The organism is Gordonibacter sp. An230 (genome assembly GCF_002159915.1).
Taxonomy (GTDB): domain Bacteria; phylum Actinomycetota; class Coriobacteriia; order Coriobacteriales; family Eggerthellaceae; genus Rubneribacter.
On the sequence record NZ_NFJP01000047.1, the window covers coordinates 1 to 17,205 of the forward strand.

Sequence of the window (17,205 nt, forward strand, 5' to 3'; positions counted from 1 at the left end):
GGGCGGGTGCGGTTCGGCGAGGACGGGGCGGGCGTGGAGGCCGCAGGGCCGACGGGGTCGGTGGTTTGCGCGTGGCGCTGCGCGGTCGGTGTGCGCCGGGTCGCTTCGAGCGTTGCCGTCCCGCGATACCGTGGATGCCGTGTGCGGATGAGCACTGCGGGCGAGTGGGCCGTGGGCAAGCGAGTCGGTGCGCGATTTGCTGCATTCTGGTCTTGCCAATCGTTGTAGAGTAGATTAAGATACCTACTGTTGGTATGTATAGTCAAATTGCACCGATGGGCGTGCGTGTGCTGAGCCGGTTGGCGAGGTTTGCCAAAGCGGATGTTTTACATGAAACATCTGTACGTGTTCGGACGGTGCGCTACGGGAGCGGCGAAGGGGCAGAAGGGAGCGACGGCGTGGCGCGCAACAAACATCCCGAGGAGACGGTGAACCGCATCCTCGACGTGGCGCTCGCATTGTTCCTTGAAAAGGGCTACGACAACACGAGCATCCAGGACATCATCGACGGTTTGGGCGGCCTCACGAAAGGTGCTGTGTACCACCACTTCAAGTCGAAGGAGGATATCCTCTCCGCAGCGCTCGATCGCGAGAACGCAGGGCTGTACGCCCAGTTGCGCCAAATTCGTGACGATGGCCGTATGAATGGGGCGGAAAAGCTGCAAGCGCTGTTCGAGGCATCCGTCATGGGCCCGCAGATGGATTTGTGGGCGAATGTGGCTCCTGACGCCGACCCTGTGAGGAACGCTCGTCTTCTGGGCATGGAGTACCAGGCGCTGTTCGAAGAAACGGTGCCGTTTTTCGTGCAGCCCATCGTTGAGCAAGGGGTGCGCGACGGCAGCATTCGCACCGATTACCCGCAAGAGTTCAGCGAGGTCATCGTGCTGGTGGCGAACTTGTGGGTCAGCCCGATGTTCAGGGCGAGCACGGCCGAGCAGCTGCGTCGCCGCATGGATTTCTACATCGACCTCGTGAAGGCGCTTGGCCTGTCGCTTGAGGAGAACGGTTTGGGCGAGGTGCTGGAGGATTACCGCCGCCGATTTCACGAGCGGTTCGAGGCGATGGCGGGAAAGGGCGGCGCGGAGGGTGCGCTACAGGGTTCGAACTAAATTGCGTCGGAACGCGGAACGAGCCGGGCGGCGCATGGCGGTCGTATGGCATCACGAAGCGCGATGCGCGGAGCTGCGAGGTGCGATGCGCGGGGCCGTGAGGTGCGATGCGCGGGGCTGTGGCGCGCGATTCGCGGGGCTGCGACGGGCGACGACGGCTGAGGTTGTTGCCCTATCGGGAAGGAGATGTTTCACGTGAAACATTTGTACGTTGGTATGCCGAATCGCCGAGCGCGCACGATTGGTTCGCGCACCTGTTCGGGGAGGGGGGCTGCGCGCTGCGGTCCGCGTTTCGATGCAGGATCGCTCCTCGTACCCTCTACACCTCTTTTTTTGACATTAATACATACCAACCGAAGGTATGAAATAGGAAGGATGGATTCATGAAAGTGTTGCTCAACCGATCATTCGTCTCGCTGGTTATCGTGCAGATCGCATCGCTGTTCGGCAGCGCGGTGCTGCGATTCGCCTTGCCGTTGTACGTGCTCGACCTTACGGAGTCGGCGACGCTCATGGCGGCGGTGACGGCTGCCGCTTGGTTGCCGTACATCGTGCTCACGCCCATCGGCGGGGTGGCGGCTGACCGCGTGAACAAGAAGCGCATCATGGCCGCGCTCGACGCGATCATGGCCGCGACGTGCGTTGTGTACCTTGGGTTCGAGGGGGTGATCGATCTCGTCGGGCTTTCGGTCTTCGCGCTTGTCGTGCTGTACGCGGCGCAGAGCGTGTACCAGCCCACGGTTCAGGCGGCTGTGCCGTTTCTCGTGCCGCGCGAGGGGGTCGTGCGGGCCACGGCTGTCGTGAGCCAAATCAGCGCGCTGTCGGGGCTTGTTGGGCCGGTTGTGGGAGGGCTTGTGTTCGGGCTGTTCGGCATCGGGCCGGTCGTGGCGGTGTCGGGCGTCGCGTTCGCGCTCTCGGCTGCGCTCATCGTGGCTACGGTGCACATTCCGCGCGACGCCGTCGAGCGCAGCGATGCGGGTGTCGTCCGCACGGTCCTCGGCGACATCTCGGAAAGCCTCTCGTTTCTGCGGCATGATCGTCCGGTCATCCTCAAGGCCATCTTCCTTGCGGCTGGCATCAACCTCACGTTGACGGCGTTCATCCTCGTCGGCACGCCCGTCGTCGTCACGCAGGTTCTGGGGTTGCCGAACCAGTTCATGGGTTTCGCCGAGGGCGCGCTGGCGCTCGGCGGCCTTGCGGGCGGCATCGCCGTGGGCGCGTTGGCCTCGCGTCTGAAGATCGAGCGCGCCCCGTTGCTTCTGCTGCTGGCGACGCTGGCGCTTGTTCCCGTGGCCGCGGTGCTAGGCGTGCCGATGGATCCCCTGGTCGCGTATGGCGTGCTCGTGGCGAGCCTGTTCGCGTCCATGGCGTGCGCGACGATGTTCAGCATCCAGGCTGTTTCGTTCGTGCAGATGGAGACGCCGGGGCACTTGGTGGGGAAGGTGATCGCGCTCATGATGTCGCTTGCGAACTGTGCGCAGCCGGTGGGCCAGCTCGTTTACGGCGGGCTGTTCGACGTTCTGCGCGCCGACCTCGTGCCGGTGGTGTTGGGGACGGCGGCCGTTTCGTTTGTCATCGGGCTTGCGACCTGGCGCGTCCTTGGGCGGGGACTGCGCGACGCTGGGTTCGGACAGCCTAATGCGGTTGATTGAGCGTTGTTCGTCGAATCCCGCCCAACGACGAGGCGGGGCGGGGCGCGTGGCGGCTGTCTGGTGGTGCACGGCCGCCATGTGCGGCTCTCGCGCTGTCGCCAAGCGAGGCTCGATCTGCGCCAACCTGCGCGTAGAAGCGCCCTGCCATCGGTGATGGGCGGCGGGCCGATCGCGTTCGCAGACGGCCTCCTAGCGTTCCGGACGCCCCTTGCGTCCCTGCTCCGCGCTCGCCGGACCCGTCCCGGCGAGCGCGTCCGACCGGCCGGAAAACTGCCGTTCGTGCCGTGTTTCGCCGAGAAGCCCGATTCGCGCACTTGCGTGCAGAGACCGGCGGGATCAGGCTGCATGAGCGCTTGCCGCCCGAGAGGGGCGCGCTGTGGATGGTGTTTGGCGCTATTCGTGGAAACTTGAGCGTTTCGATCAGGGGGAGGGTGCTCCGCGCGTCCGCATGCACTGCGAAGAAGGGCACGTTAAGCATGCAGAGTTGGTGTTGGTCGACCATACGCGTCCGCATGCACTGCGAAGCCTATTGCGGAGGGGCGTTACGGCGAAACGGGCGGCCGAAGGCGCGCCTCGATGTGCGCGATCTCCGATGTTTGCTGCGAAGTCGAGCTACGCGGGTTTCTGCGATCCGGCGATGCGCGCGGCTAGTCTTCCTCCGTCGGCATGCCCGCCGTGTTTGCCAGGGCGTTTGCCGATCAAGGCGTCGTCTCTGACGGATCTGCGGTATTCGCGCATGCATCCGTCGTCTCCGCCGCTCCCGTTGCGCCATTCTCCTTCGCCCCCGCTCCCACCGCTCCCGCCGTGCGGGATGCACTCGCCTCGCGCCCGCTGGTCGGAAGCGGCCGCCTCTTGCCCGACAGCTCGTCGATGTCGAGCGCCCATACGGCTGTGCGCGGCCCTTCGGCCTCCATGGCGCGTCCGATGTCGCGCTTGTGTTCGGGCACGTACTTCATGCACAGATCTACGAGCGCGCGTTTGAACTCGACGGGGTCGGTCACCTCGCGGATTCGCCCGAAGGCCATCGCCGATTGGTAGCTGGTGGAGAAATCGCCCCCTTCGAAGAACGCCCTCACGCCCGTAACGGCTGTTGCGCACGCGCGATGGTCGTGGCGAAAGCAGTCCGTCTTGTGGCCTCCTTCGCTCGAGGTGTGGAAGTACAGCGCGTCTCCGCGGCGCACGAACGACAGCGGCACGCCGTAAGGCTCCCCGTCCGCATCTGTGGTCGACACGACGACGAACGGTGCGGTATCAAGCGTTTCAAGCGCCTCGTCGCGCGAGGCGGCGCGGTCGGCGCGCCGCAGAGGGTGCTGATTCATCGCGGATATCCTTTCGGGGGTCGGTTCGGTTCTATTTGATCACGAGGCGCTTGCGTCTTCCGGTGCTGGCCCGCCTGCGGGCGTTAGGGCGGGCGGGGCTGGTGACTGTGCGCGCCGTTCGAGCCTTCGTCCACGGACGAACAGGATGATCGCATCTGCCACGTCGATGAAGAAGAGCATCTGCGAAATTATGTGGAGCGCACATTCTCCGGCGCTGATCAGCCCGTCGCTTTGCAGCCGCGCAGCATAGGCGATGACCCATGGCGACCCGCCTACCATGGCCAGCCAGCCGATGGCTCCGGCGACAGGAAGCCCTATCCAGCCTATGAACGCCAGCGCCGGAAAGAGCGAGAACATCATGAGCGCGGCCATGACCAGAGCGCCGAAAGCAAAGAAAGGAATGAGCCCCAGCTTCGTCAGCAGCGCCGCGCGCCGCAGTGTCGCGCGGCGTGCGGCGCCTCCACGCACTGCAAGCCAGATGCTCGTTACGACGCTCGCGAAGAAAAAGCCGACAGACAGCCGCCAAAGCACGTTCATGAGCGTGTCGGCGGCATCGTAGAAACCGTCATCGGCGATTGCCAGCATCACGGCGACGATCGCGAAGCTGTCGAGGGATGCCACGTATGCAATGGGTGCAATCCATGCCAGGGAACTTGCTTTTTTCTGCATGGAATCGTCCTTTCGCTCGGCGAAAGTTTGGCCTATCGGGCTCATCATAGGCGTTTCTGCATGCGTGCGCAATGCGCGGGTAGGCTTGTGTGCGTGCTTGGCACGGCGGCACCTTTCTTCTAGGTGACGAGGGTTTTCGCCGCCATGGGGTCGATTGTCGTTGCTGCGAACGATCAAGGGGGTCTTTGCCGTCGTGCGAGGACGACTGGCGTGCTTTCGCTTGGACGGTGAGCCGAGTTCGGGAGGGAGGGCGCAGCTGGACGCGAATCGAGGACGCGTAGCGCAAAGGGCGGTTCAGGGGGAGCAGAGGCTTCTTGCTGTGCCCAGCTCTGGATTTATTGCGTTTCGTCGCCTCACTTCGAAAACGGTTTCTGCCTCTGCTGGCGAGCGGTCGTTTCGCGGACGCATGGGGAAAAGATGTGCGGCTCCGATGCGGGTGCGCGTGGCTGGCTTGCGATGTCAGCTGCTGTGGGTCGCCATTCCGACGGCGAGGCTCCGATGCGCGAGGTTGGCCGGGGAGAGGGCCTGAAAGATGCGAGGCCCGTGCAGGAACGTGATGCGACTCAAAGTGGAGATCGGCTTGTCGGCGGCGCGACCCGCGCAGCGGCGCGCATGCGGTTCTCATTTTGCTCGAAAGAACGTTCGGGTGCGCTAGACATACGCGAAAGCGATTGATGCTCTTCGGGCAGACAGGATTTCTCTCTTTTTCTGGTATCCGTTTGCGCACCTTCCCATTCAGTGTTTCACGTGAAACGTTTGTTTCTTTACCGCAGTACATTACGACAATTTGTTTCACGTGAAACATTGTGCTCGCAATTTGGGAACATTTTCCTTCGCTTCTTTGTGCGCGGAGTGAATCCGGATGCCCCATCTTCCGTTTCCCCGTCACCTGTCATCCCTTGCCTTCCGCGCCCATCCCGATGCCTGAGGTCTTCGCCCTTTCCTTTCGCCCTTCTCATTCTGTCTCGGCACGGTCGCGTACGAAACGCTTGCGAACGGGAGCCATGCATGACGACATCTGCCCCGTGCGCGCGTGAGTCGGTGCGTGGTGCGTGCCGCGTTGCCGGCGCTCAGACGCTTGCCCCGGGTGCGCGCGTGCGAGCCCGAGTGGCAGTTCGGACAACGTGCTGTCGCGCATTATCCAACTTGCAGCGCGAACGGGCGTAAGAGTCCAAGTTATGCATTGTCGTCTGAAAGGTCGCTTTTAACGCGAAACCGACCGTTTCGGGCGACAGCGCGCGTCGCCTTCCGCGCCTCCCGCATTGCCCGCATCGCACCCCCCCCCCTCCTTCGCGCGCAGATTGCACTTGTGGTTGCCAGATGTCTCCTGACGAGCTTCTCGCCTCTCCTTCGCTCAAGCTCGTGCGCACCTTCGCATTCCCCGCGCCGCATATCCGCCCATCCTCTTCGCGTGCGAACATGCGCGTGAAATTCCATGCAAAATGGATACGTGCAGGTGGGTGGTTTTCGGCTTGACCGCATGTCGCTCGGAAGCTCGATCAAGGAGGGTTTGTTCTAAACGCGCAGGTCGCTTTTCATGGGGCTCCGCTCGTTCCCGCCGTAAAATCCCAGATGGCAAAAACATACCATATCTTGTTAGTAGGAATACACCATCTTCAACATATGGGTGACATTCGTTGACTAACCGGCCCGACGCTGGTAGGGTACGCAGTACTGATTCCCGACTGATCGCATGCTCGAGCCGCATTCTGCGGGCGCATTCCGCATGCGATCACGCGGTTGAGGGAAAACGCAGCGTCAAGCGAAGAAGGAGCGAGCATGTACGAGGTTCAGAAGCGCGACGGCCAAGTTGCCGAATTCGATATCGCCAAGATCTCGAGCGCCATCGCCAAGGCGTTCGAGGCGTTGGGGAAGCAGTACCATCCCTCCACGATCGACCTTCTGGCCCTCAACGTGACCGCGCATTTCGAGCCGAAGATCAAAAGCGGTGTCATAGCCGTCGAGGACATCCAGGACAGCGTGGAGGAGGTGCTTTCCACCGCCGGGTACGCCGACGTGGCCAAAAGCTACATCCTCTACCGTCGCCAGCGCGAGAAGGTGCGCAATGCGAACGCCACGCTGCTCGATTACAAGGATCTCGTCGATCAGTACGTCAAGGTCGAGGACTGGCGCGTGAAGGAGAACTCCACGGTCACGTACTCCGTGGGCGGCCTCATCCTCTCGAACTCCGGCGCCATCACGGCCAACTACTGGCTCTCCGAGATCTACGACGACGAGGTGGCCAACGCCCACCGCAACGCCGACATCCACCTGCACGATCTGTCCATGCTCACGGGCTACTGCGCGGGCTGGTCGCTCAAGCAGCTCATCCAGGAAGGCCTCGGCGGCGTGCCCGGCAAGATCACGTCGAAGCCGGCGAGCCACCTGTCGAGCCTCTGCAACCAGATGGTGAACTTCCTCGGCATCATGCAGAACGAATGGGCGGGCGCCCAGGCGTTCAGCAGCTTCGACACGTACCTCGCACCGTTCGTGAAGGCGGACGGTCTCACCTACGAAGAGACGAAACAGTGCATCGAAAGCTTTGTGTTCGGTGTGAACACGCCGAGCCGCTGGGGCACGCAGGCGCCTTTCTCGAACATCACGCTCGACTGGGTGTGCCCGGCCGACCTGCGCGATCAGCCGGCCATCGTGGGCGGGCGCGAGCAAGGCTTCACCTACGGCGACTGCAAGCGCGAAATGGACATGGTGAACAAGGCGTTCATCGAGATCATGATCGAGGGCGACGCGAACGGTCGTGGCTTCCAGTACCCCATTCCCACCTATTCCATCACCAGCGACTTCGACTGGAGCGAGACGGAGAACAACAAGCTGCTGTTTGAGATGACCTCGAAGTACGGCACGCCCTACTTCTCCAACTACATCAACTCCGACATGGAGCCCTCCGACGTGCGCTCCATGTGCTGCCGCCTGCGCCTCGATTTGCGCGAGCTGCGCAAGAAGTCCGGCGGGTTCTTCGGAAGCGGCGAGTCCACGGGCAGCGTGGGCGTGGTCACTGTCAACATGCCGCGTCTTGCCTACCTCGCCGCCGACGAAGCCGATTTCTACCACCGCCTCGACCACCTCATGGACGTGGCCGCACGCTCGCTCAAGACGAAGCGCGAGGTGATCACGCGCCTTCTGGACGCCGGCCTCTATCCGTACACGAAGCGCTATCTGGGCACGTTCGAGAACCATTTCAGCACCATCGGCCTGGTGGGCATGAACGAGGCGTGCCTGAACGCGAAGTGGCTGCGCGCCGATCTCACGCAGGCGTCGGCCCAGGCGTTCACGAAGGACGTCCTCAACCACATGCGCGACCGTCTGTCCGATTACCAGGAAGAGTACGGCGACCTGTACAACCTCGAGGCCACGCCGGCCGAGAGCACCACGTACCGCTTCGCCAAGCACGACAAGGAGCAATTCCCCGACATCATCACGGCTAACGATCAGGGCAAGCCGTACTACACGAACTCGTCGCATCTGCCGGTGGGCTTCACCGACGACATCTTCAGCGCGCTCGACGTGCAGGACGAGTTGCAGACGCTCTACACGTCCGGCACCGTGTTCCATGCGTTTCTGGGCGAGAAGCTGCCCGATTGGAAGGCGGCTGCCACGCTCGTACGCAAGATCGCCGAGAACTACAGGCTGCCGTATTACACATTGTCTCCCACGTACTCGGTGTGCAAGAACCATGGCTACATCGCCGGCGAGGTGTACGAGTGCCCGTGCTGTCACGAGGAGACGGAGGTGTACTCGCGCATCACCGGCTACTATCGCCCGGTGAAGAACTGGAACGACGGCAAGGCCCAGGAGTTCGCCGACCGCGTGGAGTACGACCTGGGGCATTCGCATCTAACGCGCGAAGGCGCCGTGGCCGTGACTGCGGCGGCCGAGACCGCCGGCCAGGCAGGCTCGCACGTGACGGTTTCGGGCGCCGTGTCCGTGGGAGCTTCCGACGTCGTGTCGGTGGCGATGGACGAGGTCGCTCCGGTCGCCGTCGCGCAGGAGGTGCCCGCGCGCAGCGCGTTGCCGGCGGGCCGCTATCTGGTGGCTACGCGCACGTGTCCGAACTGCAAGCACGCTGCCGCTCAGATGGACGAAGCGGGCATCGCCTACGAGGAGCTTTTGGCTGAGGAGAACGTTGAGCTGGCGCAGCGCTACCGCATCATGCAGGCGCCGACGCTGCTCGAGGTAGGTGCGGACGGCTCCGTGGACATAACGGCCGGCGCGGCGGCGGTGCTCCGGAAAGTCAACGCCATGCGCGCCCAAGTGGTGGCGTAAGGCGCGAAACAAGCACGCAGGTTGAGGGCCGGATCGCTTCGATCCGGCCTTTTTTGATGAAAAAGAGGGATTCGCTACACGCAGCGCGCGCAATTCTCAAACCGAGGGGGGGAGTCGTTGCGCGTTGCGGAACGACTTCGGCATTCAGCGAGGGCTGAATCGACTGCGCCGAGTGCGGCTAGCATCTCATGAAGTACCTGTTCGAGCACCTGACGAAGGAGTCCGGAAGGGGCTTCGCTGTGCGCGCACTTAGGCATATGAGACAGTTTTATGCCACGTTCCCAATTCGGAGCACATTGTGCTCAGAATTTGATCTGATCTCATTATCGTCTAATCGTGCGCGAAGAGGACGAGAAGGAGCCGACCGCTGTTTTCGCGAATAAGCTACCAGCGCATCTGTCGCACAGCGGTTTTCGGCCTTGGTTTCCATGGTTCCTGTTTTGCGTCTGAAGGAAGTCATCGAGCTGTTTGTATGGACTTCTGATACTATAAAATATGCCTATAACTCATAATATCTTGAACGCAGGTTGATTGTTCGGAGGAGCCGCGATGGGCGAATTTGGCCAGTGTGCGAATGTGGTTGATTACTGGCATCTTTTGGAGTTCCTCGACCAAGGCGCGTTCATGGGGCAGTCTCCAGAAGAAAGAGCTTCGTTACGCGCTGCCTCTAAGGTCAAGAGTGCGAAGAAGGCGTACAGCATTTCGATTTGCCACAAGGGAACGGTGGACGCATTCGACTATTTGAAACGTGTTGAGCTCGATGCGCGCATGTACCCTTATCACAAGTTCGTTTCGACTGATGCGTGCATGTGCGCATATTCTTTTGTGCGGGGCGACGCATTCGATGCGCTGAAGAAGAGGTTGGATGATAGGCGCGATGCGCGTCCGGAAAAACCCCGGAGAGAAAGCGTCGCATGTTTTGGTTTGAGGGTCGATAGCGAAGGGTGGTATCTGCGCGATTCCTTGCGCATCTCTCCCATCTTGTGGGCTTTGGACTGCTCTTGCGACGCTCGCTCTGAACTGATTCATCATATTTCGGTTGAGGCGTATCAAAGCTTTACCAAACGGTTCGAATCAGAGCTTCTGCATGGAAGAGAGCGCGTAAGGGTCGATAAAGATTTCTTCGACGCACTGTACAGCCTCTTGCATGCGAAGATTAGAGGCGCAAAGGAGCTTATCTTCGGTCAGGAAGTCTGCTACAAATACGCACGTACCGGCCAAGAAGATGACGAGCTTCGGGTTGACGGGAACGAACTGTCGAAGAGCTATATTCTGCATGATCTCGCACTCGTGAAATCTACGTTGCTCGCCCAGATGCCGATGCCTTCATATGTCCGTCCGTATATACTTGCTCCGAAGCTGCTGTCCGATGAGTTTGATGCGCCTGAAGCGAGGCCGTCTCGCTGGGCATTTTCACGTTGCTCCACGGCCGAGGACGTTATTGCCTTTATGAGCCGTGCGATTCGGGTTGAAGATTTGCCATTGGGTAAATGGCCTTCTCGTTTTCGTCCCTCGTTCATGCAGCAAGCGGCGATCACGCTCGCGCTCGAATCGAGGGCAAAGAGCGACGCGTTTTCGATCAACGGTCCTCCTGGCACAGGCAAAACCACCTTACTCAAAGAGATTGTTGCCGAGAACATCGTGCGGCGGGCAAAACTCTTGTCAAAGTACGCGACGCCCGACGACGCTTTTGCCAAGCAGTCTTTCAAGGATGGGGAGAGCAAGAAAGGGGGCTACTCGTTCTATTATCCGCAGTACGCGGTGTTCAAGGATCCCGAGATCGCGCAGTACGGAATGTTGGTGGCGTCGGCAAACAACAAGGCTGTCGAAAACATCACCAAAGAGCTGCCCGGGTTGGATCGCATGCTCGATGGTGTATCTGATGCCGAGGATATGTCTGAAGTGCGGGATTTGTTCTGCCCGCCGGAAGACGTCGTAGACCTCTCGGATTCCGATGTCGGCTACTTCACGGAACTTGCAGACTTGTTGCTTGATGAGCAGAAAGGAGCGGACGACGATGTTGCGGACCGAGTGTCGTGGGGCTTGGTTTCCGCGCCCTTGGGCAAGCAGAAGAACGTCGGCAGGTTCTCCCGTTGTGTTTTGAAAAATCTGCTCAAACGCTGCACAAATGAGAATATGGAGCAGAGGGCCAAAGAGGGATCTTGGAGCGATGCCGTCACTCGGTTCGAGAACCAGATGGCCGCCGTTCTTGCTGCACGCGAGGAGCTGCGTGAGCAAAGCGATCAGATCGTGCGCTACACCGACCTCGTCCGAGCGTTGGTTGAGGCTCGTGCCAAGCTGGAAGCGGCGAAGGCTCACGCTGAAGGACGCGAAGGGGAATTGTCCAAGCGACAATCGACTTGCGAGGCTGCCTTGAGCCTAAGCAACGCATCCCTCGGGCGAGCTTATACGCGTGTTCTTGAATCCGAAGAGCAGGTTGCCAAAGGCTGCGAGGCTTACGAGCGTGCTGAGCGAGAATACGAACGGGAGCTGAAGAACCTCGAGTTGAGCATAAACGCACGATCTTGGCTTCAGAAACTTCTGCGGATCGAGACCGATGACATGCGGCGTGCTCGTGAGAGGTCGAACGGGTCTTTAGAGCGGTTCGACAAACACCGCTTGCAGGTGCTCTCCCTCAAACAGAAGCTTGAAGCGCGAGTTGCAGAGCATGCTGAGGCAAAGCGTTCGAACGACTGCCGCAAGGAAGAACTCGCGTCGATTTTGCACGAGCGAGAGCGTTTGAAGGAATGTGTTGATTCCGCATTCGCAGAGTACAGCCGCTTGCAGTGCGAAGCCGAGCATGCGCGCAAGCGACTTAAGCTGACAGTGTGTTTTCCCAACGGATCTATCGAACAAGTTGATGCGTGGGAATTCGCGAATGATCTGATCAGCGATGATCCGGCAAGTCGGGCGTGGGCGCATGCCTCGAGTCTCTGGGCCGATGCCGAGTTCGATCGGGCTCGCGAGAAGCTGCTGTTTTGCGCATTGAGACTGCAAAAAGAATTCGTGTTGGGTTCAAAATGCTTCCGTTCCAACATGAAGAATTTGCTGATGATGTGGGGTCAGGAAAGCACCCAGATCGAATACGGTGGCGAATGGCAACGGGCGAACTTCTCGGTGCGAGATCGCGAGGCCAGCTATCTCCACTTGTTCAATTCGCTGTTCTTGCTCGTCCCTGTTCTGTCCACCACGTTTGCGTCGGTTGAGCGGCTGCTCGGCGATGTGCGCGAGCCAGGGGCACTCGGCATGCTCATAGTGGACGAAGCCGGACAGTCTTCGCCTCAAATTGCGCTTGGAGCTTTGCTGCGAAGCTCCTCGGCTGTTGTATTGGGCGATCCTTTGCAGGTCCAGCCCGTCGTCAACGACGAGGTGGACGTCATACGGCGAGGAATCCGGGACGAGAACCTCGTGCCGTATCGGGCAAAATGCCTATCAGTCCAGCATTGTGCGGATCACCTCAACGTATGGGGAACCTATCTGAACGGGGAGTGGTTGGGATTTCCTTTGACCGTGCATCGTCGCTGCGTCAGTCCCATGTACGATATATCGAACGAGCTATCCTACGGTGGCACGATGAACCAGCAGACTCGGCCTCCCTCGCAGGAGAAGATGGAAGGCTTCGTGTTTGACCGTTCCTTCTGGCTGAACGTTGCGGGCAAAGAGCGCGGCAATGGAGATCGTTACGTGGAGGCGCAGGGGACAAAAGCGCTCGAGTTCGTGAAGAAAGCTTTTGCTTGCGGGGCCCTAGAGGGCGAACCCCGTTTGTTTGTAATAGCTCCCTTCAAATCGGTCGTGGCAGGGTTCAAGGCATTTTTACAAAAGAGCGAATGGTATGGCTCGCTCGGAGACGAAGGCCAAGCGATGCTCAAAGCTTGGATGAGAGACGGGATCGGGACGGTTCATACATTCCAGGGCAAAGAAGCTGATGAGGTTATATTCTTGCTGGGATGCGACAGCACGACTCTTCGGTCCGCTCAGTGGGTTGATTCCCATATCGTGAATGTCGCCGTCACCAGGGCAAAGTACCGCTTGTGCGTGATAGGCGACTACCGGGTTTGGAGGAACAACGAGCTCTTCAAGACGGTTAAAAAGCACTTGGACACCTACGCAATCAGGCAGCTGTCCTGTCTTGATCGTGAAAGCGAGGGCTTTGCGAAGGAGGCGGACGGGTTGTTGGGTGCGCTCCCACCTGCGGAGTCGTTCGTTGTGCAAGAAGCCGAATCGCAAGAGTACGAGTTCGTTGACGATGCGTTCTGCGCAAATCTCGAAAGCGTCCAGCTGCCTCCGCTCACGCAAGAAAACCTCGAATTCTTCAATTTGAGCAAAAGCGTCTTAGATGGTCTCGAAAAGGCGGTTGCAAACAACATCGAATGCGGTATCCGACTGTACTACTTCTTTCGCGGCATGCGTGAGCGCGACGTGCGAGAGATAGATGCCTCGTGCTGTTCGATTCTGTTCTGCAAGGCGATGGAGGGACATCTGAAGTCGAGCCTTAAGGAGAAGCTGGCAGGACTCTACGCTCCGAGCGCGCTTGATAAGGAGGAGAAACGTATTACGATTGGCACGTTTGCTTCAGTTTTGAAGAAGGACGGCAATGCTGCGAAATTGGCAGGTCACGTAGACGGCTGCAACGAGGCATGGTGCAAGGAGTACTCTGCGGAACTGAATAGGTTCAAAGAAAAGCGCAACAACTGTTGCCATCACGGCAAATTTGAATGGAGCGACATGAGCGCGATGCTCAACATACTCTTCAGGCACGGGTTGCTGATAAATACGACGTATGTTGCAGATCATTTCAGGGAGGCATGACGCTGGCGGGTATCGTCAGTGCGCCGCACTTCGAGCGAGGGCGGGAGACGGCATGAGCGGGCTCGATACTGCGCTTCGACGACTTCGCTTCGGCTGTCTAGTTGTGTCGAGCTGCCGGTTATTTCAGTGAGGGCGTAGCTGGTCGGGTTGCCGAGGTCGGGGGCTTCTATGAGATACGACTTGGTTTGGATCGAGCCGTCGGCAAACGTGGCCGTCGCGCTGAGCACCGAGCCTGCCAGCTCGCGTGCTGCTCCTTCTTCGATGGCGACATCCAGCTGTGCGGCCGCCTCGTATGAGTGGCCCTCGGACATCAGCTGGCGATAGGCATCGAGTCCCTATTCCGAAAGAGGGAAGCCTGTGTAGATTTCAACGATGTGTCCATCGTCGATCGATTCCTGTAGGTCGTAGTCGAGCGTGACAGTCTTGGGGGAATGGTATGCATGGACGCCCTTCGCCTGCTGCTTTGGTGTGGCGGTTCTGTCGATGATATCGAAGTAGCTGCGCTTCCCTTCGATCTCGTAGGTTATGGTCTCGATGTTGTCGCCCTCGCAGCGTATGTTGAAATGGTACTTGTACCCTGCCCATTCGTAGTTCCAGAGCGAGTCGTCGGTGGGGTTGTGCCATGTCCGCTGTAGCTCCCGCCGCCTTTGAATTGGCTCGCATCGAGCTCCAATGGGCTCTCTTTCGCTTCTTCGGGCTCTTTTGCGGCGTTCTCGTCCGGGGAAGGGGGTTTGCCATGAGGTCGTTGACGATGCCGAACCCGCCCGGCGCGTTGAGGGCGAGCGCGGCTGTGCCCGCATCGAACAGCAAGGCAATACAGGTGGCTATGACGAGTATCCTGGTTCGGTGGTGCTCGAAAAACGCAGGCGGGCGGTCGGGGCCGTGCTCCGTTGCTGCAGCGCTCGCGCTGCCGCGACGTGCTCCTGCTCCAATCCGCCGGTGCGGCGGTTCCAGCTCAGCCGCGCGAAATCGTGGCAGCAGTTGATGGTGACGCGCAGCAGCCACGCCTTCAGGTGCTCGTCGCTCTCGAAGGCGGCCGTGTGCTCCGGCAGGCGCATGAACACGTCTTGGTACACGTCGTCGGCATCGCTCGGCGACCCCGTCTGCGCGAGCGCCACACGATACACCGTGTCGCCCCACGCATCCATGGCGCGTCTCAAGAACGCATCCGAGCGAAGCGGGCAAGGATTGTCGGCCGCATCGGTGCGGCCCGTTGTGCGCTTAAACGGAATGTGCATGCATTCACCTCTCTGGAGACAATACGGGAGAGGCGTCCCGATTGTTCCGGAGAAGGCGAAAAATTCGTCGCGCGTGCTCCTACACGCCGCGCAGCTGGGTGTTGGGGACGGCTTGGCGCAGTTCGGGAAGGAGGGCCTCGAGGTCGGCGGGGTTCCAGGCGTGCAGGGCGCCGGGGCCGGCAAGTACGGTGTCGGCGTCGACGAAGCTCTGCAGGTGCCAGGCATGGGCGCCGGCGATCCAGCGGGAGAGCGCCATAAGGTCGGCCGCCCCGTGCAGCTCGCGCGCGACGGTGGTGCGGAACTCGTAGGGTACCGCGTTGGCGAGCAGGTAATCGACCGATGCGGCGACAGGCGCCAGGTCGAAGCCGGGCACGCCGACGGTTTCCGCGTAGCGCTCGGGCGCGTTCTTCACGTCCAGCGCCACATAGTCCACGAGTTCGCTTTCGACGAGCTCGCGCAGCCGGTCGGGAAAGCTGCCGTTCGTGTCCAGCTTCACCGCGAAGCCCGCGCCTTTGATGCGCGCGCAGAAATCGGCCAGCTCGGGCTGGAGCAGCGGCTCGCCGCCGGTGACGCACACGCCGTCGAGCAGGCCGTGCCGCTTGTCCAGGAACGCGAAGAACTCCTCGACCGGCGTATCGCCGGTTGCATCGCCCGCGCCCAGCACGAGCGCGGCGTTGTGGCAGAAGGGGCAGCGGAAGTTGCATCCCGGGAGGAACACGGTGGCCGCCGTGTGCTCGGGGAAGTCCAACAACGTCAGCTTCTGCAATCCGGCTATTCTCATGGGTCGGCTCCTTGGACAAGAGAACGGGAGCCCGAACACCGTTCGGGCTCCCGACATCATAGGACGCACGGCCGCATTCCGCAAACGCGGCCCGGTTGGACGCGCCGTCTAACCGGCCACTTCCTCGAGCGTGTAGAGGACGGGACGGTTCGGCTCGGCAGCACCATCGGTGGAGAAGCGGTCTGCAAGGTACGCGGAGTACGCCTGCTCGAAGTCGTCCACGGGGACAAGCCGGTAGGTTTTGGTTGCGGTCGTTCCGTCGTTGAACGTGGCGGTGATGGCGATCTTGGCCTGCGAGATTATCTCGGCATCATGCTGGCCGAGCACAAGCTCGAATTTGTCAGATGCCTCGTTCCATGCGGCGAGTTCCTCTTCGGTTGCGCTGTCACGGGGAACGTGGTCATGCGAAGTGCTTGCGTAGAACTCGTCCCACGCCTGCCTGTCGCTGCCCTCGAGCACGTAGCTCAGGCAGATTTCATGGTGCACGTGATCGATGGCGTTCATGTCCTGGTCGTGGTAATCGACGGTGAACGTGCTGTCTTGGTCTGCGGTTGCCACGGCGCTTCCCGCCTCGGGTTCGCCGTTCGATTCAAGGTATTCGCTCGTCAGCTGCCAGTTGTTGAAGGAGACCCCTTCGCCCTGAAGCTCGTAGGTGATGGAGGCGATGTTCTCGCCCGAGCAGGTGAGGTTCAGGTTGTAGGCGCGCGATGCCACGATAGGGCCTGGATACGAATCCGTTTCGGCGTCGTAGAGGGGTCCGGTCGATGCGCGTGTGAGCGCGAAATCCTCGGAGCTCAACGTGACCGGCCCGTTCGCCGGCGTCCCGCCCTCGTCAGCGAAGGCGGCCAGCTGGAACGAGTTGGCGACTGCCGGGACGTCGCCGTTCCCAACCAGGCCGGGCAGTCCCAGCGCGATGGCCGTGCCGCCCAGGCCCAGGGCCAGCACGGTGCAGGCGGCCAGGGCGAAGCCCTTCATGCGGCTGCGTTTGACGGAGAAGGTCGGCGCGGCAACAGGCGCTGCGGCGCTGCAGCGCGACGAGGAGCTGCCGGGAAAGGCGGGCTGCTGGCATGCGGTCGCCACGGTGCCTTCCGAGCGCAGGGTGGGTGCGCTCGGCGCGGACGTGCCGCTCATGCTGGCCGCACGGGCGCTGCTGCTTCTTGCAGCCGATTCGACCTTGTCGGCAGCCAGCCGGGCGCGGGCCTGCTCGAGCACCTGGTCGGGCAGGTGGGCGGGCGCATGGGTGTCGTGCATCATGGACTGGTATCGGTCCAGGGGGTCGGTACTCATAAGAGGCCTCCTTTCGAGGGGAGGATGGAGGTGGTCAATCGGGGTGACTCTTATACACAT

The 17,205-nt window shown here is 60.9% G+C and carries 11 protein-coding genes; 5 read left to right on the plus strand and 6 right to left on the minus strand.

Going from position 1 to position 17,205, the window contains the following annotated elements; all coding sequences use genetic code 11:
• The 3 genes from B5F40_RS16470 to B5F40_RS15220 all read left to right on the plus strand — a co-directional run.
• Positions 1–228, plus strand: a 228-nt coding sequence (locus B5F40_RS16470; RefSeq protein WP_204217448.1) for a hypothetical protein, incomplete at its 5' end; no start/stop codon positions are given.
• Between the two features lie 170 nt (positions 229–398).
• Positions 399–1,109, plus strand: a complete 711-nt coding sequence (locus tag B5F40_RS15215; RefSeq protein WP_087195120.1) for a TetR/AcrR family transcriptional regulator — start codon at positions 399–401, stop codon at positions 1,107–1,109.
• 383 nt (positions 1,110–1,492) lie between these two features.
• Positions 1,493–2,761, plus strand: a complete 1,269-nt coding sequence (locus B5F40_RS15220) for an MFS transporter (RefSeq protein ID WP_087195121.1) — start codon at positions 1,493–1,495, stop codon at positions 2,759–2,761.
• Between the two features lie 698 nt (positions 2,762–3,459).
• Here B5F40_RS15220 and B5F40_RS15225 read toward each other — a convergent pair.
• Both B5F40_RS15225 and B5F40_RS15230 read right to left on the minus strand, forming a co-directional pair.
• Entirely contained in the window at positions 3,460–4,080 is a 621-nt protein-coding gene (locus B5F40_RS15225; protein WP_087195122.1) for a pyridoxamine 5'-phosphate oxidase family protein, read from the minus strand.
• A 39-nt stretch (positions 4,081–4,119) separates the two neighbouring features.
• Complete coding sequence (locus B5F40_RS15230; protein ID WP_140396532.1) at positions 4,120–4,926, minus strand: hypothetical protein; 807 nt, start codon at positions 4,924–4,926, stop codon at positions 4,120–4,122.
• Between the two features lie 1,602 nt (positions 4,927–6,528).
• On the opposite strand from B5F40_RS15230, the gene B5F40_RS15235 reads away from it, so the two are divergent.
• Both B5F40_RS15235 and B5F40_RS15240 read left to right on the plus strand, forming a co-directional pair.
• Positions 6,529–9,030: a ribonucleoside triphosphate reductase gene (locus B5F40_RS15235; protein ID WP_087195124.1), complete on the plus strand. Its 2,502-nt coding sequence runs from the start codon at positions 6,529–6,531 to the stop codon at positions 9,028–9,030.
• 549 nt (positions 9,031–9,579) lie between these two features.
• Positions 9,580–13,839, plus strand: coding sequence for a DEAD/DEAH box helicase (locus B5F40_RS15240; RefSeq protein WP_087195125.1), 4,260 nt, complete (start codon positions 9,580–9,582; stop codon positions 13,837–13,839).
• Here the strand turns inward: B5F40_RS15240 and B5F40_RS15245 are convergent.
• The 4 genes from B5F40_RS15245 to B5F40_RS15260 all read right to left on the minus strand — a co-directional run bounded on the left by B5F40_RS15245 (position 13,821) and on the right by B5F40_RS15260 (position 17,145).
• A complete protein-coding gene (locus tag B5F40_RS15245) occupies positions 13,821–14,150 on the minus strand; it encodes a hypothetical protein (protein WP_087195126.1) in 330 nt (109 codons plus the stop codon). The genes B5F40_RS15240 and B5F40_RS15245 overlap by 19 nt on opposite strands.
• 513 nt (positions 14,151–14,663) lie before the next feature.
• Positions 14,664–15,077 carry an RNA polymerase sigma factor gene (locus B5F40_RS15250; RefSeq protein WP_239443092.1) on the minus strand — a complete coding sequence of 138 codons (414 nt, stop codon included), beginning with the start codon at positions 15,075–15,077 and terminating at the stop codon, positions 14,664–14,666.
• A gap of 79 nt (positions 15,078–15,156) precedes the next feature.
• Positions 15,157–15,858 (minus strand): anaerobic ribonucleoside-triphosphate reductase activating protein, encoded by a 702-nt coding sequence (locus tag B5F40_RS15255; RefSeq protein ID WP_087195127.1) that lies wholly within the window; start codon positions 15,856–15,858, stop codon positions 15,157–15,159.
• A 108-nt stretch (positions 15,859–15,966) separates the two neighbouring features.
• Complete coding sequence (locus B5F40_RS15260) at positions 15,967–17,145, minus strand: hypothetical protein (protein WP_087195128.1); 1,179 nt, start codon at positions 17,143–17,145, stop codon at positions 15,967–15,969.
• Positions 17,146–17,205: the final 60 nt, after the last annotated feature.